Here is a 20,103-nt window from a genome sequence, read left to right on the forward strand (position 1 = left end):
ATTGAGCTCCATTGGTTGATCGCATCGACCGGATCGACCGGATCGATCAGGTTGCTGGGAACCTGCCTGTCATACCGGCGCGGCGCCGCGTTTATTCCCGTTGCCGGCGATATTTTTTTTACGTGGTGGCGGTGGGATTCGGGAATAAACTCAACGCATTTCCGGTATACGCGGCAGAGACGGGATGAACGGGAGTGGCGCGCGCTGCGCCAAACCCGGGCACCGAGCCAAAGGAGTGACGTGAACGCTGCCGACCAGCGCCGCCGTTTCGACGATCTGGTGCTTCCGCACCTCGACGCCGCCTACAACCTGGCCCGCTGGCTGTCGGGCAACCCCGTGGAGGCGGATGACGTGGTGCAGGAAGCCTGCCTGCGGGCTTTCTGCTTTTTTGACAGCTTCCGGGGCGACCAGCCACGCGCGTGGCTGCTGGCGATCGTGCGCAACACGTGGTTCACCGCCTGGCGCAAGCGGCATCAGCCGGGCCAGGCCGAAAGCGCCGGCTACGACGACGCACATTTCGATGGCGAGACGCTGCCAGGCTGGCAGGATGGCCACGGCGACAGCCCGGAGCAATGGCTGTTGCGTGCCGAGGATGTCCGGTTGCTGCATGTGGCGCTGGAGCGCCTGCCGCTGGCCTTTCGGGAGGTGCTGGTGCTGCGTGAGCTGGAAGACCTGCCCTATCGCGACATCGCTGTCATCGCCCAGATCCCGCTGGGCACCGTGATGTCGCGGCTGGCACGCGCGCGCAAGCTGCTGGCGGCGGCGGTGCTCGCCTTGCGCGCGGAGGGCACGCGCGGCGCCAGCACCCATGGCGGCGCCGACCTCGGCGCGGCAGGCACCCTATCCGCCGAACCGGCAACGAGCAGGGCCGCCGCGGCGACCGCCATCCACGCCACGCCGCCACAACCTGCCGGGGAGACAGGCCATGAACTGCAATGACGCCCGGCTGTTGCTGCAGGCCAGTGCTGACGGCGAGCTCGGCGCGGGCGACGCTTTGCGCCTTGAACAGCACCTGACGCAATGCGCGGCCTGTACCGCGCAGCTCGCGCACCTGCGCGAACTGCGCACCGTATTGCGCGCGCATGCGCCCTACCATCGCGCCGGCCCGGCCCTGCGCGCGCGGCTGATCACAGCGCTGGATGCCGCCCAGGCCGCGCCGGCGCAGCAGGCGGCTGGCTTCGGCGTGGCGGCGGCGCCTTCCGGCAGCGGTGGCGCATGGTGGCAGCGGATGCGGCGCTATTTCGAATGGGGCCCGGCCGCCAATGCCGCCATGGCAGCGCTGACGGTGGCGACGCTGGGCGTCGGCATGGTCCAGTACGCGCTGAGCGATGGCTCCGGGCCGACGGTGGAAGGCGAGATGGTAAGCAGCCACGTGCGCGCGCTGCTCTCGGGGCACACAATCGATGTCGCCTCGTCGGACCGCCACACCGTCAAACCCTGGTTCAATGGCCGGATCGACTACGCGCCGTCGGTACGCGAACTTGCGCCGCAAGGGTTCCCGCTGGTCGGGGGACGGCTCGACTATGTGCATGGGCGACTGGTGGCGGTGCTGGTCTACCGCCGCAACCAGCACCCCATCGATGTGTTCGTGCTGCCACCGCGCACGGCCGACGAGCCGGACAGCAAGCCAGCCGTCGGCCCCGGCCACAGCCAGGCACCAGCGCGGATCGAGGCGCGCCAAGGCTACCAGTTGGCGATCTGGGAGTCGGACGGCATGCGCTACGCGGCCATCACCGATGCCTCGGCCGACGACCTGCTGCGCTTCACGCAGGCCTGGCGCGCGGCCGGCGACAACCGCGCGCCCTGAGCCCAGGGCTCAGGCCAGCACAAACGGCAACTGCCGCTGGCGCTTGCCGGTAAGCGTGAACAGCGCGTTGGCCACCGCCGGCGCAATGGCCGGTACGCCCGGCTCGCCCAGGCCGGTGGGCGGATCCTCGGAGGGCACGAAGAACACATCCACCACCGGCGCATCGGTGATGCGCGGCGGCGGATAGTCGGGAAAGTTGCTGTTCTTCACCACGCCGTTCTCGATCTCGATGGCAAAGCCCGGCCGCGTCATCGCCAGCCCGAACACGCACGCACCCTGCACCTGCGCCTCGGCCGACATGGGATTGACCACGCGGTTGGCATGCACCCCGGCCGTCACGCGATGCACATGTGGCTCGTTTTTCACCAGCGACACTTCCACCACATAGGCCACCACCGTGCCGAACGACTCGTGCACCGCCACGCCCCAGGCCTGGCCCTTGGGCAACTTGCGCTTGCCGTAGCCGGACTTGTCCACCGCCAGTTGCAGCGCGGCGCGATGGCGCGCGTGCTTGCCCGCGTCCAGCCGCGCAAGTCGGTACGCCACCGGATCCTGCCTGGCATTCGCGGCCACTTCATCCACCAGCGTTTCCTTGACGAAGGCGGTGTGCGTGTTGCCCACCGAGCGCCACCACAACACCGGCACATCTACCTTTGGGTGATGCACCGATAGTTGCAGCGGGAAGCCGTAGTCGTTCTCGGCGATCCCTTCGACCATGGTCGAGTCCACGCCGCCCTTGACCATGAACGCCTCGAACGGCGTGCCGGAGAGGATGGACTGCCCGACGACGGTGTGCTGCCAGCCAAGCACCTGCCCCTTCGCATCGGTGCCGATGCGCGCGCGTGCACATGCAGCGGCCGGTAGTAGCCGCCACGGATATCGTCCTCGCGGCTCCACATCACCTTGAGCGGCTGGTCATGCCCGTTCTTGACCCAGGCCAGCAGCACGTTGGCCGCTTCGACCAGGTAGTCGGAAGTGGGCACGGCGCGCCGGCCAAACCCGCCGCCCGCCATCATGGTATTGAGCGTGACCTTGGCCGGCGGCAGCCCAAGCACGCGCCCGATGGCGGCCTGGTCCACGGTCTGGAACTGCGAGCCCACCCATACCTTCACGCTCTGCACCGCCTTGCCCGACACCTCGGCCTGCAAGGTACAGTTCAGCGGCTCCATCGGCGCATGCGCCAGGTAGGGGAACTCGTAGTCCGCCGAAATGGTGCGCGCAGCGGCGGACATGGCGCCCAGGTCGGCCTGCACCGCGACCGTGCCGGGTTGCGCGGCCAGCGTCTTGTACTGCGCGAACAGGTCCTTGGTGGAGACGCTGGAGCCGCTGTCTTCCCATTGGATCTCCAACGCGTCGCGCGCCTGCTTGGCCGGCCAGTAGCCATCGGCCACCACCGCCACGCCGGTGCCGCCGCGATCGACCGGGACCAGCATCACGTCGGCCACGCCCTTGATGGCGCGCGCCTTGTCGGCGTTAAAGGATTTCACCTTGCCGCCAAAGCGCGGCGGGCGTGCCACCACGGCCACTACCATGTCATTGAGACGCACGTCGATGCCGAAGGCGGTGGTGGCATCCAGCTTGCCGCGCGCGTCCAGCCGGCGCGTCGGCTTGCCGATGAGCTTGAACTGCGCCGGGTTCTTGAGCGTTACCTGCTGCGGCACCGGCAACGCCATGGCGGCCTGGGCCAGCTCGCCAAAAGTGGCGCGATGGCTGCCGGAGGTGACCACGCCCAGCGCCACCTGGCAGCTCGACGGATCGACCTGCCACCACTGGGTGGCCGCGGCGGAAACCAGCATGGCGCGGGCGCGCGCGCCCAGCTCGCGGTATTGCTGGAAAGAGTGGTTGAGCGCGCTGGAGCCTCCCGTCATCTGCATGCCGAAGGCGGGATCCTTGTACGCGTCGCCGGCGGGCGCGAGCGTGGCGCGCACGTTGCGCCAGTCCACGTCGAGCTCTTCCGCTAGCGCCATAGGCAGCGCCGTATGCACGCCCTGGCCAAACTCGAGCCGGTTGACCGCTACGGTGACGGTGTTGTCCGGCGCGATCAGCAGGAATGCCTGCGGCGGTGAAGGCGGGGCCTTGGGCGCCGCGCCTTCCTGCGCCAGCGCCGCCTGTGCCGGCAGGATGCCGAGCGCCAGGCCGCCGCCGGCAAAGCCGGTCAATTTGAGAAAAGCGCGGCGGTCCAGCATGGCGGCGCCGACGCCGGAGTCCGCGTGCCGGTGGTTGCCGCCGGCCAGCGCTTCGAGGTATCTGATTCGCATGGTGTCGTCCCCTTAAGCCAGCGCGCGCGCCGCGTCCTTGATGGCCGCGCGGATGCGCTGGTAGGTGCCGCAGCGGCAGATATTGCCGGCCATGGCCTGGTCGATGTCGGCATCGCTTGGGTGCTTCTTGCTGCGCAACAGCCCGACGGCGCTCATTACCTGGCCGTTCTGGCAATAGCCGCACTGCGCCACATCGTGCTTGATCCAGGCGTCGAGCACCGCGCGGCCAACCTTGTCGCCATTGACGCCTTCGATGGTGGTGACGCGCGCGCCTTGCGCCGCCGAGACCGGCGTCACGCAACTTCGCGTGGCCTGGCCGTTCACATGCACGGTGCACGCGCCGCATGCGGCCATGCCGCAGCCGAACTTGGTGCCGGTCATGCCAAGGCTGTCGCGTAACGCCCACAGCAGGGGCGTGGAAGGATCAACGTCTACCTGCAACGGCTTGCCGTTGATGTCTAGCGTGGTCATGGGGGAAGCTCCTTGGGTCTGTTTGCCCTGGTCCGCCTCCGGCATGGCGCAGCGGTTCGATCCGCCGCGCCGCCGCCGGCGGCCGGTCAGCGGCGTGCAGCCCAGCTGCGGTGCGCACGCCGTAAAACCTTCTGAGCATAGAGCAAAAAGGTCAGTCGCGTGCAGCACCACCAGACCGGCGAACTTGGCGCCTGGCCTCGCCATGCTGCTGCATCGCTGGGTGGAGGCGCCGGTCATGGCCGCGGGCAGGCGCGTGGCAGCGCGCCGCGCCCGGGTGGCATCAGGCCACGCCTTCTGGCGCGCGGTCGATAAAGCCCGTCATGCATTGCGGCCGGCCGTCCGCCGCCACAGTCGCGAAGTCGGTACCGACCACTACGGCTGCCGCGCCCGCAGGCGCCAGTTCCCGGGTAAAGCGCAGGTTGCCGCCAAGCTGGCCAAATCATCGGCGCGCGCAGCGTCGTCACCGCCCGTCCAGAAGCCGGGCGAAGGCCAAGGCCTTGACGGCATTTGCGCCGTTACCCCTCCTCAGCGGGGCAAAGCCTGAAACGCCTGTAAGCCCTGGACGGCAGGAAGCCACGCGCCATGGCCCCGGACTGGCCGCCGGGGCCGGTTCCGGGCTGCTGCCGGCCGCGCTCCTACCCCAAAACGGCGTCCGGCGCCAGCCCGAACAGCGGGAACACACCGCGGTTTATCGCCTCGTGCTTCCGGCATATCGTCGCTATATTGATCCACTAGGCTGGGCCGTGCGTGCAACTTGCCCCAACGCCCGCCCATAAGCCCATAAGCTCGTAAACCGCTCGTAAACCCATAAGCCCATTGCCCCAATTTTGAAAACGCAGCTTCAGGCCGACGCCACATGACGCCAGATTTGGATGTCCGCCCCTTGCCCATCAACTACCCGCGCTGGCAGCGCGTGTCGCTATCCGCCTTTGCCTTCTTCCTGCTGGCCCTGGCCGGGCTGGCCGTGTCGCGCTACCCGGGCAACGTGGCCATGCTCTGGCTGGCTAATGCATTCGGCCTCGGCATCTTGCTACACCGGCGCCGCGGCGACGCGCCGTGGCAGCTGGCCGGGATGCTGGTGGCAGGCGCGGCGGCCAACGCGGCCATGGGCGATAGCCCCGCCATTGCATTGGCGCTGGCGCTGGGCAACGTCGCCGAGATTGCCTTCTCGGCGTGGCTGGCGCGCGTCATGACCGGCGGCGCGACGCTCTCCCGCCCGGGCCCGCTGGCGCGCTTCGCGCTGACGCTGGGCGCGGCCAGCACGCTGGGGCCGGCGGTAGGCGCCACCGTCGGCGCGGCCACCATCAGCACGGCATACCGCAGCGGCTTTAGCTCGGTCTGGTGGACCTGGTGGACAGCGGACTCGATGGGCATCGTCATGTTGCTGCCGCTGATGGTATCAATCACGCGCGAGCGTTTCGCGGATACCTTCCTGCGCGCGCAGTTGCCCCGTTTTGCCGGCCTGCTCTTGCTAAGCCTGGCGGTGGGCGGCGTGGCGCTATACAAGAGCAACGAGCCGTTCGTGGTGATGGCGCTGCCGCTGGTGCTGGCGGCGCTGCTGACCAACCCCTTTGCCACTGCCCTGCTGACGCTGCTGGCCATCTGCGGCACGGTGGCGCTGGGGCTGATCACCGCATCGCTCGGCCTGGGCGCGAACGAGCCGTTCCTGCTGCAGTCGGTGCAGTTGTCGACCGCGCTGATCATGGTGTTCCCGATCTGCATCGCCTTCCTGCTCGAGCAGAACCGGCGCGACCGCAGCGAACTGCGCGCCAGCGAGCGGCGCTTTCGCCAGGCCATGGAGCACTCGGCCATCGGCATGGCGCTGGTGGGGCTGGATGGCAACTGGCTACAGGTCAACCGCGCCATCTGCGACCTGTTCGGCTATGACGCCGCCGAGCTGGCGACGCTGCCCTTCCCGACCATCACCCACCCGGACGATCTCGCCCCCGACCTGCACCAGGTCGAACGCCTGCTGGCTGGCGAGATCGAGTCGTACCGGATAGAAAAGCGCTTCCGCCACAAGGACGGCAGCTATCGCTGGGCCTTGCTGGCCGTCTCCCTGGTGCACGATGAGAACACGGGCAAGCCATTGCATTTCATCTCCCAGGTGGAGGACATCGACGAGCGCAAGACCGCGCTGGAAAAGCTCGAGGCGCTGTCGCGCCGCACCCAGCTGGCGGTGGAAGCCGGCGGCGTGGGCATCTGGGAGTGGGACATTGCCAGCGGCGCGATCGAATGGGACGCGCGCATGCATGCGCTGCACGGCGTCGATCCCGCCCTGGGCACGCCGGACATCAAGCGCTGGACGGCCATGGTGCATCCCGAGGATGTCGAGCAGGCGTCGCGCGAGATGCGCGAGGCGGTGCGCGGCATGCGCGCCTTCGATACCGAATACCGCATCCAGCGCCCCGGCGGCGAGGTGCGCCACATCCGCGCCATGGCGATGGTGCTGCGCCAGGACGATGGCACCGCGCTGTCCATGATCGGCACCAACTGGGACATCACGGAGCAGCGCCGCCTCACCGAGGCGCTGTTCGAGGAAAAGGAACGCCTGCATATCACGCTGCGCTCCATCGGCGACGCGGTGATCTGCACCGACGCCACCATGGGCGTGACCTTCATGAACCCGATCGCCGAGCAGCTCACCGGCTGGACCATGCAGTCGGCCGCCGGCCAGCCGCTCGAATCCATCTTCCGCATCGTCGACGAGCATACCGACGCGCCGATCCCCAGCCCGGTGGAACAGTGCCTGCAGACCCTGCGCCCGGTCTACCTGCAGGACGGCGCGGTGCTGCAAAGCCTGACCGGCGACCGCCATGACGTGCAGGATTCCGCCGCGCCGGTGCGCACGGCCACCGGCGAGGTCATTGGCGCGGTGCTGGTGTTCCAGGACATCACCAGCGCCCGCGCGCTGCAGCGCGAGCTGGCCCACTCGGCTTCGCACGACGCGCTCACCGGCCTGCCCAACCGCATCTGGTTCGAGAAGCGGCTGCGCAGCAGCAGCATCACGCGCTGTGCTTTATCGACCTGGACCGCTTCAAGATCGTCAACGACACGGCCGGACATGCTGCGGGCGACGTACTGCTGCGCGAACTCGGCCACGTGATCCGCTACCACGTGCGGCCGGACGACCTGCTCGCCCGCCTTGGCGGCGACGAATTCGCGCTGCTGCTCAAGGACTGCACGGTGGACCAGGCCGAGCGCGTGTGCCAGAAGATCATCGACGCCATCCGCGGCCAGCGCTTCCCGTGGGAAGGGCGCGTCTACGATGTGGGCGCGAGCATCGGCATTACCGCCATCGACCACGAGACGCCGCCGATGGGCGAGCTGATGAGCCGCGCCGATGTCGCTTGCTACGCCGCCAAGGCGGCCGGGCGCAGCCGCGTCTCGGTGTACCGGCGCGATGAAAGCGACGCCCAGCGCCACCACCAGGAACTGCAGGTTGCCGCCGGCATCCACTCGGCGCTGGATGCGAACCGCTTCCGGCTGTTCGCCCAGGAGATCCGCGCGCTGCAGGCGCACAACCAGGCCGGCCGCCATATCGAGATCCTGGTGCGCATGGTCGACGAGCAAGGCAAGCTGGTGATGCCGGGCGCGTTCATCCCGGCTGCCGAGCGCTATGACCTGATGGGCCACGTGGACCGCTGGGTGATCCACCACGTGCTGCACGAATTCGGCGCGCGCCTGACGGCGATGCCCAACCTGACGGTGGCCATCAACCTGTCGGCCAACTCGCTGGGCGAGCCGTTCCTGCTGCCGTTCCTGCACGCCGAACTGCACGATTCCGTGCTGCCCGCCAGCCGCATCCAGCTGGAGATCACCGAGACCGCGCTGATCAACAACATGGCAGCGGCCAATCGCCTGGTGACCGAAATGCGCAGCGCTGGCTGCACCGTGGCGCTGGACGATTTCGGGGCAGGATTGTCGTCGTTCTCCTATCTCAAGCAGTTCCCGGTGGACTATCTCAAGATCGACGGGAGCTTCATCCGCCACCTGGCCGGCAGCGCGGTGGACCGCGAGATCGTTAGCTCGATCAACGATATCGGCCATCGCCTGGGCATGCTGACCGTGGCCGAATCCGTGGAGGACGAGGAAACGCTGCAGGCCTTGCGCTCGCTCGGCGTGGACTATGCCCAGGGCTATGTGATCGGGCGGCCGATGCCACTGGAACAGTTCCTGGAAAGCTGCCCGACGCTGCCCGCGGATAACGTTTAAGCCACCTGGCTCAAGCGTCGGCGCGGCAGGTACGCGCCAGCCGCGAAAATGTCCCCCAAATCACTCGCTGGCGCCCCTCCGGGCGCCGGCGCCGCTTCCGCCCCCGCCGACCGTTCGGAAATCCGAACGCCCCACGGCCCCGGCTGCACGGAAATCCGAACCGTGACCGGGGGCGCACATTAATTTCCCCTTGTTTTTCAGTGGCTTAGGCAGCTCCGGCATGACCCCGGACCTGGCACGCCTCGTGCAATGTATGCGCCGGCTCCAAGCCGCTATAGAGGTCGACGGTCGGCTCCCGCGCCGGCCCGGACCAAAAAACAAAGGAGGAAACAAATGATTGACCCCGCCTTGCCGACCTTGCCCGCCACTGCGGTGGGCGCCGGGCGCATGCCGCGCCTCGCACGTCAGGCCTCGATTCGGCACTGACCAGGCACTGAAATTTCCGGCTAAGGCCGCATGGCGCTGTCCCCCAGACCGCGGCGCCACGCCAAAAGGCTGCCAGCCCCCCGCAAAACAGCCGTCCGGCCACTGGCCGGGCGCATCGGCCCGACTTCTGATGAAACTGAACCGACTGCCCACCCTGATTTTCATTGCGATGCTGCTTGGCGTGCTGGCCGGCACGGCAGCCCACCACTATGCGCCGGACCCCGCCGCCGCCAAGTCCATCGCCGACCACCTGTCCATCCTGACCGACGTGTTCCTGCGCATGATCAAGATGATCATCGGGCCGCTGGTGTTCGCCACCCTGGTCAGCGGCATCGCCAGCATGGGCGACGGCAAGGCCGTCGGCCGCATCGGCATGAAGGCGATGGCATGGTTCATCGCCGCGTCCATTACCTCGCTGCTGCTGGGCCTGCTGATGGCCAACCTGCTGCGCCCGGGCGAAGGCATGAACCTGGCGCTGCCGGCGGCGGACGCGGCCTCGAACCTGAAGACCGGGGCATTGAACCTGCGCGACTTCATCGCGCACATGTTCCCCAAGAGCTTCGTCGAGGCCATGGCCACCAATGAGATCCTGCAGATCGTGGTGTTCTCGCTATTCTTCGGCTTTGCCCTCGGCACGCTCAAGGACGGCATCGGCAAGCCCGTGCTGGCTGGCATCGAGGGCCTCTCGCACGTGATGCTGAAGATCACCAACTACGTGATGGCCTTTGCGCCGGTCGGCGTGTTCGGCGCAGTCGCCGCGGTGATCACCGCCGAAGGCCTGGGCGTGCTGGTCGTGTACGCAAAGCTGCTGGGCGCGGTCTACCTGTCGCTGGCGCTGCTGTGGGTGGCGCTGATCGCCGGTGGCTACTTCTTCCTCGGCCGCGACGTGTTCCGCCTGCTCAAGATGGTGCGCGCGCCGCTGATGATCGGTTTCGCCACCGCCAGCAGCGAATCGGCCTACCCCAAGGTGATCGAGCAGCTCGGCCGCTTTGGCGTCAAGGAACGCATCACCGGCTTCGTGCTGCCGCTGGGCTACTCGTTCAACCTGGACGGCTCGATCATGTACACGTCCTTCGCCGCGTTGTTCGTGGCGCAGGTGTACGGCATCCACCTGTCGCTCTCGCAGCAGGTCACCATGCTGCTGGTGCTGCTGGTCACCAGCAAGGGCATTGCCGGCGTGCCGCGTGCCTCGCTGGTGGTGGTGGCCGCGGTGCTGCCGATGTTCGGCCTGCCCGAGGCGGGCATCCTGCTGGTGCTGGGCATCGACCACGTGCTCGACATGGGCCGTACCGTGACCAATGTGCTTGGCAACGCCATTGCCACAACCGTCGTCGCCAAAAGCGAAGGCGCCATCGGCGCGCCGGTGCCCGAAGAAGCGGATGACCCCGCTGCCGACGGCAACCGCGGCCTGACACCCGTTCAGGTCCTGGCCGGCAAGTAACACTGCCAGCGCGCCAAGGCCCGGCCACCGATCAGGTGGCCGGGCCTTTTTTCTTTCCGGTGGCGCGCATTGCGCGATATGGTAAAAGACGGGTTCGCTGCGGGCGCCGCCATCGCACAATATGCGCATTGGCACTCCGACCCCCACCCTTACCCCTTCGCACGATGCACTTTTGCCCGCGCCCCCAGTCTTAACCAGTCGGGCCCACTGCCCGCGACCGAGTTCCTTCGCCTTCGCCCTTTGCGCATTTTGCCCGCCCCCATGACCGGCCAGCTCCCATCACACGCAACCCCGCAAGGTGCCCCGCACGGCACCTCCGCTCGCGCCGGCCGCCTGCGCCCGTGGGTGCCCCTCGTGGCCATGCTGGCACTGGCGACACTGATCGGGCTGGCTGGCGCCGTGGGCTACCGGTATAGCTACGACAACGCGCTGGCGCGCCAGGGCGAGCGCGGCCAGGTGCAGCTGCGCCTGTATGGCCAGGCCCTGTCAAGCGAGCTGGCGCGCTATGACTACGTGCCCAGCCTGCTCTCGCTGGATGACAAGATTGCCGCCCTCCTGGCGCACCCGGACGATCCGGCGCGCGTTGAGGCCGCCAACCAGTATCTGGGCGCCGTCAATGGCCGCGCCGGCACCCGCGTGGTGTTCGTGCTCGATGCCCGCGGCCACGTGCTCGCCACCAGCAACTGGCAGCGCCCCGACAGCTACCTGGGCGAAGACCTGAGCTTCCGCCCCTACTTCAGCGATGCCGCCGACGGCCAGCTGGGCCGCTTCTATGGGGTGGGCACCACCCGCAGCGAGCCCGGCTATTATCTTTCCGCGCCGCTGGGCGATCGCCACAAGCCAAGCGGCGTGGCGGTCGTCAAGGTCGGCCTGGAGCCCCTGGAGAACCGCTGGCAGGGCGCCGATGCCCAGATGCTGCTGACGGACGAGAACGGCGTGGTGATCCTGGCTTCCGACCCGTCCCTGAAACTGGCCGCGCTCAAGCCAATCGCGCCCGAGCTGCGCGAGCGGCTGCAGCGCAACCTGCAATACAACCGCGCCGCGCTGCCGCAGCTGGAGCTCACGCCAGTGCGCAAGCTGTCCGACAGCGACGCCCTGGTCCGCCTGCGGCGCGGCCCGCCCATGCTGGCGCAGGAGGCCGAGCTGGTCGGCACCGACTGGCACCTGACGCTGCTCACCAACACCTCGCAGGCCCGCGTTGCCGCGCTCAGCACCGCCGCCCTGGCCGGCGTGCTGACCGCCTTCCTGCTGCTGCTGGCGGCGGCCTGGAACGTGCGCCGGCGCATCGCCAGCGAACGCATGGCCGCGCGCGCGGCGCTGGAGGCCGCCAACGGCGAGCTGGAGCGCAAGGTCGCGGAGCGCACCGCCGACCTGTCCGCCGCCAATCAGCACCTGCAGGCGGAAGTCGCCGAACGCACCCGCGCGGAAGCCACGCTGCGCCAGGCCCAGGATGGCCTGCTGCAGGCCGGCAAGCTGGCCGCGGTGGGGCAGATGTCCACCGGCATCGCCCACGAGCTCAACCAGCCCCTGGCGGCCCTGCGCACGCTCTCGGGCAATACCCAGAAATTCCTCGAGCGCGGCGACAACGCCACCGCGCAGGCCAACCTGGGCACCATCATCGGGCTGGTGGAGCGCATGGGGCGCATCACCGGCGCGCTCAAGTCGTTCGCGCGCAAGCCCGGCAATGGCGCCCTCGCCGGCCGCCTGGCGCCGCTGGACGATGCCATCGACAACGCCCTGTTCCTGCTCGACACGCGCCTGCAGGCCGTACGCCCGGAACTGGCCCGGCAGATCGAGCCGGGGCTGATGGTCACATGCGACCCCAACCGGCTCGAGCAGGTGCTGGTCAACCTGATCGGCAATGCGCTCGACGCGCTGGCCGGCAGCCCCGCGCCCCGGCTGGAGTTGCGCAGCCACCTGGCGGGCAGCAAGTTGCGCCTGACCATCCGCGACAACGGTCCCGGGCTGTCCGAGGAAGCCTTCGCGCGGCTGTTCGAGCCGTTTTTCACCACCAAGCCGGCGGGACAGGGACTGGGCCTCGGCCTGACGCTGTCGGCCGGCATCCTGGGCGAGGTCGGCGGCAGCCTGGAGGCCAGCAACCACCCGGACGGTGGCGCGTGCTTCACGCTGGTGCTGCCACTGGCAAGGCCGGAGCAGGAGAGCCGTCATGGCAGTTGACCCGAACGATTCCCTGGGCGCGATCGACCCAGCGCGGCTAACCGTGCTGATCGTCGAAGACGACCCCGACGTGCGCCTGGGTTGCGAGCAGGCGTTGCGGCTGGAAGGCATTGCCACGCGCGCCGTGGCCAGCGCCGAGGCCGCGCTGCGCGAAGTCGGCAGTCATTTCCCCGGCGTGGTGGTCAGCGATATCCGCCTGCCCGGCATCGACGGCATGGCGCTGCTGCATGAGCTGCGGGGCCGCGACGACGCGCTGCCGGTGGTGATGATCACCGGCCACGGCGACGTCAGCCTGGCGGTGCAAGCCATGAAGGCCGGCGCCTACCACTTCCTGGAAAAACCGTTCTCGCCGGAGCGCCTGGTCGAGGTCACGCAGCGCGCGCTGGAAAAGCGCCGGCTGGTGCTGGAAGTCGCCGAGCTGCGCAGGAAGCTGGCCGGGCGCGACACCTTGCAGGCGCGCCTGATCGGCCATTCACCATCGATCGAACGGCTGCGCAAGCTGATCGCCGACCTGGCCGACACCGCCGCCAACGTGCTCATCCACGGCGAAACCGGCACCGGCAAGGAACTGGTCGCCCGCTGCCTGCACGAAGCCAGCTCGCGCCGCGCGCGGCACTTCGTGCCGATCAACTGCGGCGGCCTGCCCGAGCAACTGTTTGAAAGCGAGATCTTCGGCCACGAGGCCGGCTCGTTCACCGGCGCGGCACGGCGGCGCATCGGCAAGATCGAGCACGCCGAGGGCGGCACGCTGTTTCTCGACGAGATCGAGAGCATGCCGATGCAGATGCAGATCAAGCTGCTGCGGGTGCTGCAGGAACGCGTGGTGGAGCGGCTTGGCTCGAATACCCCGGTGCCGGTGAACACCCGCGTGGTGGCGGCCACCAAGGCGGACCTGAAGGCGCTCTCGCAGGCCGGCCAGTTCCGTGCCGACCTCTACTACCGGCTCAATGTGGTCACGCTGGAGCTGCCGCCGCTGCGCGAGCGGCGCGACGACGTGCCACCGTTGTTCGAGCATTTTGTCGCGCAGGCGGCGTTGCGCTTCGAGCGCGAGGCGCAGCCCGCCACGCCGGCGGAGCTGGCCGTGCTGATGGCCTACCCCTGGCCGGGCAATGTGCGCGAGTTGCGCAACCTGGCCGAGCGCCATGTGCTGGGGCTGGGGTGCAATCCGGGCCAAGGCACGGCCGAACCGGCAGCCTTGCCGCTGGCGCAGGCGGTCGAGCAGTTTGAGCGGGCCATGATTGCCGATGCCATGCGCAGGCACGAGGGGAATCTCAGCCGGGCCAGCGAAGCGCTGGGGATTGCCAAGACGACATTGTTCGATAAGGTCAGGAAGTACCGGCTTTGAAAATCGCCTAGTGGCGGCCCGGGCTGCCGCTTGTTCAACGGCGGCCACCTGGCTGCCGTCGCGCCTCCCGCGGCGGCGCGCTCCCCTCATTCGTCCCTCCCCTTCCGTCCCTCTTCCGTCCTCCGCCTTCGTTGCGGTCCGTCTTTTCGTTGTGTGAGGTGCCGCACCGAAGCGGCGGGCACGCCGCGCCACTATGGCTTCACCCCTTCCCGCGCGCTTTGCATCTTGCGGTGCCTGGCGCGGCCGGTGCGGGGCAAAGCCCGGCCTGCAACCGGGACCGGCGACTGTGGTGCAGGCCCGTACAGCGGTCGCACCGTTGCCGCCCGGCGCTGCCGTGCATGAGCGAGCCGCCAACAAGTGGGAGCGGACCGACGATGATCCTTCAAGGAAACGACCCGACTACCGGGGCTTCGTTTTCGCTGGGCAACCGGATTCAGCGCCAGCTCTGGCAATGCGTCTGGCTGTGCCTGTTCCGGCCCAGCCCGCGCCCGCTGCATGTGTGGCGCTCGGCGCTGTTGAAGCTGTTCGGGGCGCGGCTGGGCCAGCATGTGCATATCTACCCAGGCGTGAAGATCTGGGCGCCGTGGAACCTGCGCGTTGGCAGCCATGTCGGCGTGGCCAATGGGGTCACGCTGTACAACATGGCGCCGATCGAGATCGGCGATTTCTGCGTGGTCTCGCAGGGCGCGCACCTGTGCACCGGCACGCACGACTACAACAGCGCCAACTTCCAGCTGGTAGCCCATCCCATCGTGCTCGCGGCGCACGTGTGGATCTGCGCCGAGGCCTTCGTCTCGCCTGGTGTGACGCTGGCCGAGGGCGCGGTGATCGCGCCACGCGCGGTGGTGAGCAAAAGCCTGCGCACGCCATGGACCGTCTACGCGGGCATCCCGGCCCGCGCCATCAGCACGAGGGTAAGACATGCCAAGTCCTCAGCCTAGCCAGCTCATGCAAGCGCCGGGCATCTCCGTGCTGATCCTGACCCGCAACGAGGAGCAGGACCTGCCGGGCTGCCTGCAAAGCGTGGCGTGGTCCGACGACATCCACGTGTACGACTCGATGAGCAGCGACGCCACGGTGGCCATCGCGAAGCGCTTTGGCGCGCACGTCACGCAGCGTGTGTTCGACAACTGGGCCAGCCACCAGAACTGGGGCCTGCGGCACATCGGCTTCCGCCATCCCTGGGTGTTCTACATCGATGCCGACGAGCGCATGACGCCCGAGCTTGTGGAGCAAGCCCGGGCCGCGGTGCGCGCGGCGCGCGACGAGGTCGCGTTCCGGGTGCAGCGGCGCGATTTTTTCCTCGACACGTGGCTGCGCCATGTACAGGCATCGCCCTTCTACACCCGCGTGTTCCCCCCCCAACCACATGCGCTACGAGCGCCTGGTCAATCCGGTGTCGATTCCTGACGGCCCGGCCGGCGAACTGACGGGCTACCTCGATCACTACCCGTTCAGCAAAGGCGTGACCCACTGGATCAGCCGCCACAACAATTACAGCGGGCTGGAAGCGATGCAGATCATCGAGAACCGGCGCGGCAAGGCAGCGTTCAGCGTGACCGAAGCGCTGTTTGCGACGGATTTCCACCAGCGCCGCGCGCACCAGAAGGAACTGTTCTTCCGCCTGCCGATGCGCCCGCTCGTCAAGTTCGCGATCCTGTACCTGGGCAAACGCGGCTTCCTCGACGGACGGGCGGGGCTCACCTACGCCGTGTTGCAGTCGATCTATGAGTATTTCATCGTGATCAAGACGCGCGAGCTGGAGCAGTCCATGGCGCTGCCCGCGCCGGATCCGGCATCCGTATGCCCCGAAAGCGTGCCGGCGCCTGTGCGCCCGTCCCTCCCGATACCGGGATTGACACCCGATGGCGACAGTGAATTCGGCAATATGCCAGTCGCATCGGCCAGGCAAACCGTGGCGGCGGCAAGCAGACGAAATCCTTGACGGTGGCGAAATTGCTGCCTACGTCATATTTGTCATTCCCGCAGCGGGTGGCCGCGCGGCCATGTGCGCCCCATGTGCGCCATACGCTCCGACGGGGCTGCCTGTCCGGCACAAACGCTTCAGATGTCTGCATTGTTTGCTACAAATTCGCGGTCGCTCGTGTCTGCCAAAACGAGGCAATGTGCGTTTAAACCCAGAAGTGGGACGGTTCGATTCGATTTCGAAATATTTGGCACGCCGTCTGGTTGCTTATGTTCGATACCGCATATGATTCGAGGCTGGCATTCTTCTGTTGGGAGAAGAAGGCACCAGTGACATAGATCGCGCCGTTGCACGACCACGGGAGCACCTTCGCTCTCGCGCCCCCATAAAGCGAGGGAAGGTCGTACAAGAGGCTTAACGGTGCCAGCATGCAACCGTCTTCATTGCGCGCGTTGTCGTGTGTTGCCGGGCCCAAACCAGCGCGGAAGGCTCGCGCTGTCACTGCTGTTTCTCTCGCAGTGCGGTGTGTTTAGTTAACGGGTGAACGGATGAAACTGGATTCAGAACTGGCTGAGAAGCCTTACTACAGCACGCGTACCGCGGCGAAGCTGCTCAATGTGTCATTGGGCACGGTGCAGAAGATGGTGGAGCGTGGCGAACTCGGGGCCTGGAAGACCAACGGCGGCCACCGGCGCATACATAAGGAGACCGTGCATCGCCTGCTGGCCACGCGTGTGGGGCAGGAGCTTCCGTCTGTGCATGAACTCGACCTGGTGGTGTTTCACCCGAACCACCAGGAAGCCCAGCGCATTCACGCGCAACTGGGCAAATGGGGCTTGCCCCTGAAAAGCGTGGTGGTGGAGGACGTGGTGGATACCATCATTACTTCGGTCAGCTCGCATCCGCGAGTGGTGCTGTACTACGTGGAAGAACTCACCGATGCCGAGTCAGCCACGATCGAGAAGCTGCAAAACTTCTTTGCGCGCCAGAACGTCATCTTCGCCGTGATCACCAACCGCCAGGCCTATGACGGCGTGGCCGATGCGCTGCAGCAATGGGGCATCATGGTGTTCCTGAAGACGCCCTCGCTGGAAGAGGTCAAAGGCTTCCTGCGCGCGCAACTGATGATGACCCGCGGCGCGGCGGGCTGATCCGGGCGCGTGCCGCCAAGGCAACATCCAGAACATCAAGCAGTTTCACCGGCAGCTATCTGCCCGGTCGTTACCCGGCCGTCCGGCTTGCCTTGCCCGTTACCCGTGGGCGTGGCACCCGCTATAAACCGCACACCACAACGCCGCAGTCTCGTGACTCCACGACTGCGGCGTTGTTGCATGAGCCGCCGCTTCAGGCCAGCGCCGCCAGCGGCTCGCGCACTGGCTGTGGCACCCCAGCGTCCATCATCCAGCCGTAGAGATTGCGGGGGTCCGGCGGCGTCGCCACCAGTTCCACGTGGCTGCCGCGATGCTGCGCGTGGGCCGCGGCATGGAGCCAGCGCAGCGCGGAATAATCTTCCAGCGCGAACCCCACCGAGTCGAACACCGTGACTTGCCCCGTTTCGGTGCGCCCGGCCGCCCGGCCGGAAAAAATCTCCCACAACTCCGTTACTGGCGTATCAGGCGGCAATTGCTGGATCTCGCCTTCGATGCGGGTCTGCGGCGCGTACTCGACCACGATGCGCGCCTGGCGCAGGATCTGCGGGTGCAGTTCGGTCTTGCCCGGACAATCGCCGCCTACCGCATTGATATGCACGCCGGGCCGGACCAGGTCGGGCGTGAGGATGGTGGCCCGCGTCTTGTCGGCGGTGACGGTGCTGATGATGTCGGCACCCTCCACTGCTGCACGCACGGAATCCACCGCCACCACCTTCAGCCCCTGCACGCCTGCCAGGTTGCGCGCGAGCCGCGCCGTCGCGGCGGGATCGATGTCATAGGCGCGGATCTCCCGGATGCCGACCATGGCATGGAAGGCCAGCGCCTGGAACTCCGCCTGCGCACCGTTGCCGATCAGCGCCAACGTGGTGGCGCCGGGCCGCGCCATTGCCTGCGCGGCCAGCGCCGACGTGGCGGCGGTGCGCAGCGCGGTGGCGAGCGTGAGGTCGCACAGTAGCAACGGGAAGCCGCTCGCCACTTCCGCCAGCACGCCAAAGGCCATCACGGTCGGCATGGCGTTCTGCGCGTTGCGCGGATGGCCGTTGACGTACTTGAACGCGTATTGCACGCCGTCGCTCACCGGCATCAGCTCGATCACGCCGTCGATGGAGTGCGTAGCCAGCCGCGCGGATTTATCGAACGCGTCCCAGCGCGCAAAATCCTGGCGAATGTGATGCGCCATCTGCGTGATGGCGGTGGCGACGCCCGTGGCGCGCACCAGCGCCGCCACATCGGCGGCATCCAGAAAGCGGGTCATGGCGATCTCCTTCATGGTGTTCTCCCTGGTTGGCTTTGCCTGGCTCGGCCTGAGTTTTTTGTCCTGCGCGCGCAGCTCACGCCGCCACGGCGGCGCCCTCGGCCGCGGCGATCGCCTGGGCCGGGCCGCTGTTGCGGTCCAGGCGCAGCGTCATGCAGTAGGCGCCGCCGCCGGACAGCATGTACGGCGACAGGTCCACCTCGCGCAACTGGTAGCCGCGCTGGCCCAGTTCGGCGCGCAGATGCGGTGTGGTGCGTGTCATCACCACCTGGTCATGCAGGTTGACCGCATTGACGCTGAAGTGGCGCAGGTCGTCCTCGCTTGCCTCGATGCGCAGGCTGGCCGGCACGCGCTCGCGCAGCGTGCGCAGGGCGTCCTGCGTAAAGGCGGGCGGGTAGTAGAGGATCTCGCCGCCGGACAGCGGGCAGAAGCACACGTCGAGGTGATAGCTCTGCTCGGTGGCCAGTTCCAGCGCCACCACCTCGCGGCCGAAATGGCTGGCCATGGCATCGGCCGCGGCACGCGAGGAGCGCGGGCCGAAGCCGGCCCAGAAGTGGCCGCGCACCGCATCCCAGATGCAATCGCCTGCCCCTTCCTGGTAGCAGCCTTCGGGCAGCAGGCTGACGGAGTCGATCAGGCCGCGCTCGCGCAGGCCCTCGAAGATCCGCGCAAAGGGCGCTTCCTCGCCGGCCCGTTGGGGATAGCGAAAGCGCGCCAGCACGGCGTGGCCGTCCAGTACCACGGCGGCATTGGCGGGGAACACCATGTCGGGCAGGCCGGGTGCGCCGGGCGCCGTTTCCACCGCGAAGCCGGCCGCCCGCAGGGCCGCGTGCAGGGATTCGAAGGAGGCCACCGCATTGCGATGCATGCCGCGCGGGTCGCTAGCCCAGAGGCCGGGGTCCATCCACGGGTTGATGCTGTACGACACGTCGTAGTGGGTGGGCTCGACAAGCAGGATGGTGGGCTGGTTGATCACGCTGGCTCCTTTGGGTGGTGGGTGGCGGGGGTCAGTGACGGTCTGTGAAGGTCAGTGAATGCCTGCATTCTGGTGCCATGCCGCGCTAACTAAAAGACAGCAAGTTGCGCAATTTGCCTGTGCCTTATTGCAAAACGCCAGCTAGAATTAGCGAATCGCCAGCCGCATCGAAAATGCAGGTAAAGGCCCATCCTCAGCCCCCCCTCCACAACCCGCCATGGACGACACCGACCGTCAACTGCTCGCCCTCCTGCGCGACAACGCGCGCACGCCGGCCACCGCCCTCGCCAAGGCGCTACGCGTCTCGCGCGCCACCGTGCAGAACCGCATCGACAAACTGGAAAAGGAAGGACTGATCGTTGGCTACACGGTGCGGCTGAAGCCGGAAGCCGAGGCGCACCGCATCCGCGCCTGGATGACCATCGCGGTCGAAGGCAACAAGGCCCGCGCCGTGCTGCAGGCACTGCGCGGCGAGCCCAATGTGCAGGCCATGCACACCACCAACGGGCGCTGGGACATCATTGCCGAGCTGCGCGCGGATTCGCTGGAGGCGTTCGACCGCACGCTGGACCGCATCCGCCTGATCGATGGCATTGCCGCCACGGAAACGAGCATCCTGCTGTCGAGCTACAAGCTTTAGGTCGGCACGCGGC

14 protein-coding genes and 2 pseudogenes are annotated in these 20,103 nt (G+C 67.6%); 12 read left to right on the top strand and 4 right to left on the bottom strand.

Annotated elements, in window-relative coordinates:
- Window positions 1-240: 240 nt before the first annotated feature.
- Window positions 241-939 carry an RNA polymerase sigma factor gene (locus OR16_RS22525; protein WP_006160251.1) on the top strand — a complete coding sequence of 233 codons (699 nt, stop codon included), beginning with the start codon at window positions 241-243 and terminating at the stop codon, window positions 937-939.
- Entirely contained in the window at window positions 926-1,807 is an 882-nt protein-coding gene (locus OR16_RS22530) for an anti-sigma factor family protein (protein WP_006160252.1), read from the top strand. The genes OR16_RS22525 and OR16_RS22530 overlap by 14 nt, the downstream gene beginning before the upstream one ends.
- Window positions 1,808-1,816: 9 nt before the next feature.
- Here the strand turns inward: OR16_RS22530 and OR16_RS22535 are convergent.
- Together OR16_RS22535 and OR16_RS22540 are read right to left on the bottom strand one after the other, a co-directional pair.
- Window positions 1,817-4,065, bottom strand: a pseudogene (locus OR16_RS22535) (molybdopterin cofactor-binding domain-containing protein).
- Window positions 4,066-4,077: 12 nt separating this feature from the next.
- On the bottom strand, window positions 4,078-4,536 hold the full coding sequence (locus tag OR16_RS22540) for a (2Fe-2S)-binding protein (protein WP_006160253.1): 459 nt from the start codon (window positions 4,534-4,536) through the stop codon (window positions 4,078-4,080).
- A 202-nt stretch (window positions 4,537-4,738) separates the two neighbouring features.
- Between OR16_RS22540 and OR16_RS44140 the strand changes: the two genes are divergently transcribed.
- From OR16_RS44140 to OR16_RS22580, 9 genes and pseudogenes are all read left to right on the top strand, one after another.
- Complete coding sequence (locus OR16_RS44140; RefSeq protein ID WP_006160254.1) at window positions 4,739-5,080, top strand: hypothetical protein; 342 nt, start codon at window positions 4,739-4,741, stop codon at window positions 5,078-5,080.
- Between the two features lie 312 nt (window positions 5,081-5,392).
- A pseudogene (locus tag OR16_RS22550) lies at window positions 5,393-8,751 on the top strand (diguanylate cyclase).
- Between the two features lie 556 nt (window positions 8,752-9,307).
- Window positions 9,308-10,618, top strand: a complete 1,311-nt coding sequence (locus OR16_RS22555) for a dicarboxylate/amino acid:cation symporter (protein ID WP_006160255.1) — start codon at window positions 9,308-9,310, stop codon at window positions 10,616-10,618.
- Between the two features lie 261 nt (window positions 10,619-10,879).
- Window positions 10,880-12,796 carry a sensor histidine kinase gene (locus OR16_RS22560; RefSeq protein ID WP_043420674.1) on the top strand — a complete coding sequence of 639 codons (1,917 nt, stop codon included), beginning with the start codon at window positions 10,880-10,882 and terminating at the stop codon, window positions 12,794-12,796.
- Window positions 12,786-14,141, top strand: coding sequence for a sigma-54-dependent transcriptional regulator (locus tag OR16_RS22565; RefSeq protein ID WP_006160257.1), 1,356 nt, complete (start codon window positions 12,786-12,788; stop codon window positions 14,139-14,141). Before OR16_RS22560 ends, OR16_RS22565 begins: the two co-directional genes overlap by 11 nt.
- Window positions 14,142-14,515: 374 nt before the next feature.
- A complete protein-coding gene (locus OR16_RS22570) occupies window positions 14,516-15,082 on the top strand; it encodes an acetyltransferase (RefSeq protein ID WP_006160258.1) in 567 nt (188 codons plus the stop codon).
- Window positions 15,063-15,551, top strand: a complete 489-nt coding sequence (locus tag OR16_RS46215; protein ID WP_237717177.1) for a glycosyltransferase family 2 protein — start codon at window positions 15,063-15,065, stop codon at window positions 15,549-15,551. The genes OR16_RS22570 and OR16_RS46215 overlap by 20 nt, the downstream gene beginning before the upstream one ends.
- Window positions 15,511-16,086 carry a hypothetical protein gene (locus tag OR16_RS46220; protein WP_237717178.1) on the top strand — a complete coding sequence of 192 codons (576 nt, stop codon included), beginning with the start codon at window positions 15,511-15,513 and terminating at the stop codon, window positions 16,084-16,086. Before OR16_RS46215 ends, OR16_RS46220 begins: the two co-directional genes overlap by 41 nt.
- A gap of 530 nt (window positions 16,087-16,616) precedes the next feature.
- Window positions 16,617-17,219: a helix-turn-helix domain-containing protein gene (locus OR16_RS22580; protein WP_006160260.1), complete on the top strand. Its 603-nt coding sequence runs from the start codon at window positions 16,617-16,619 to the stop codon at window positions 17,217-17,219.
- A gap of 193 nt (window positions 17,220-17,412) precedes the next feature.
- On the opposite strand, the gene OR16_RS22585 is transcribed toward OR16_RS22580, so the two are convergent.
- Together OR16_RS22585 and OR16_RS22590 are read right to left on the bottom strand one after the other, a co-directional pair.
- Window positions 17,413-18,489 carry an ornithine cyclodeaminase gene (locus OR16_RS22585; protein ID WP_006160261.1) on the bottom strand — a complete coding sequence of 359 codons (1,077 nt, stop codon included), beginning with the start codon at window positions 18,487-18,489 and terminating at the stop codon, window positions 17,413-17,415.
- A gap of 61 nt (window positions 18,490-18,550) precedes the next feature.
- Window positions 18,551-19,450: a dimethylarginine dimethylaminohydrolase family protein gene (locus tag OR16_RS22590; RefSeq protein WP_006160262.1), complete on the bottom strand. Its 900-nt coding sequence runs from the start codon at window positions 19,448-19,450 to the stop codon at window positions 18,551-18,553.
- 217 nt (window positions 19,451-19,667) lie between these two features.
- On the opposite strand from OR16_RS22590, the gene OR16_RS22595 reads away from it, so the two are divergent.
- Window positions 19,668-20,090: an Lrp/AsnC family transcriptional regulator gene (locus tag OR16_RS22595; RefSeq protein ID WP_006160263.1), complete on the top strand. Its 423-nt coding sequence runs from the start codon at window positions 19,668-19,670 to the stop codon at window positions 20,088-20,090.
- The last annotated feature ends 13 nt before the right edge of the window (window positions 20,091-20,103 follow it).

Source organism: Cupriavidus basilensis OR16 (genome assembly GCF_000243095.1).
GTDB classification, from domain to species: domain Bacteria; phylum Pseudomonadota; class Gammaproteobacteria; order Burkholderiales; family Burkholderiaceae; genus Cupriavidus; species Cupriavidus basilensis_D.

Bases quoted from the DNA above. Each gene is read 5' to 3' on its own strand.
- OR16_RS22540 (WP_006160253.1), bottom strand. From the start codon at position 4,536: ATGACCACGCTAGACATCAACGGCAAGCCGTTGCAGGTAGACGTTGAT.
- OR16_RS46220 (WP_237717178.1), top strand. From the start codon at position 15,511: ATGCGCTACGAGCGCCTGGTCAATCCGGTGTCGATTCCTGACGGCCCG.
- OR16_RS22560 (WP_043420674.1), top strand. From the start codon at position 10,880: ATGACCGGCCAGCTCCCATCACACGCAACCCCGCAAGGTGCCCCGCAC.
- OR16_RS22555 (WP_006160255.1), top strand. From the start codon at position 9,308: ATGAAACTGAACCGACTGCCCACCCTGATTTTCATTGCGATGCTGCTT.
- OR16_RS22565 (WP_006160257.1), top strand. From the start codon at position 12,786: ATGGCAGTTGACCCGAACGATTCCCTGGGCGCGATCGACCCAGCGCGG.
- OR16_RS22580 (WP_006160260.1), top strand. From the start codon at position 16,617: ATGAAACTGGATTCAGAACTGGCTGAGAAGCCTTACTACAGCACGCGT.
- OR16_RS22530 (WP_006160252.1), top strand. From the start codon at position 926: ATGAACTGCAATGACGCCCGGCTGTTGCTGCAGGCCAGTGCTGACGGC.
- OR16_RS22595 (WP_006160263.1), top strand. From the start codon at position 19,668: ATGGACGACACCGACCGTCAACTGCTCGCCCTCCTGCGCGACAACGCG.
- OR16_RS46215 (WP_237717177.1), top strand. From the start codon at position 15,063: ATGCCAAGTCCTCAGCCTAGCCAGCTCATGCAAGCGCCGGGCATCTCC.
- OR16_RS22585 (WP_006160261.1), bottom strand. From the start codon at position 18,489: ATGAAGGAGATCGCCATGACCCGCTTTCTGGATGCCGCCGATGTGGCG.
- OR16_RS44140 (WP_006160254.1), top strand. From the start codon at position 4,739: ATGCTGCTGCATCGCTGGGTGGAGGCGCCGGTCATGGCCGCGGGCAGG.
- OR16_RS22570 (WP_006160258.1), top strand. From the start codon at position 14,516: ATGATCCTTCAAGGAAACGACCCGACTACCGGGGCTTCGTTTTCGCTG.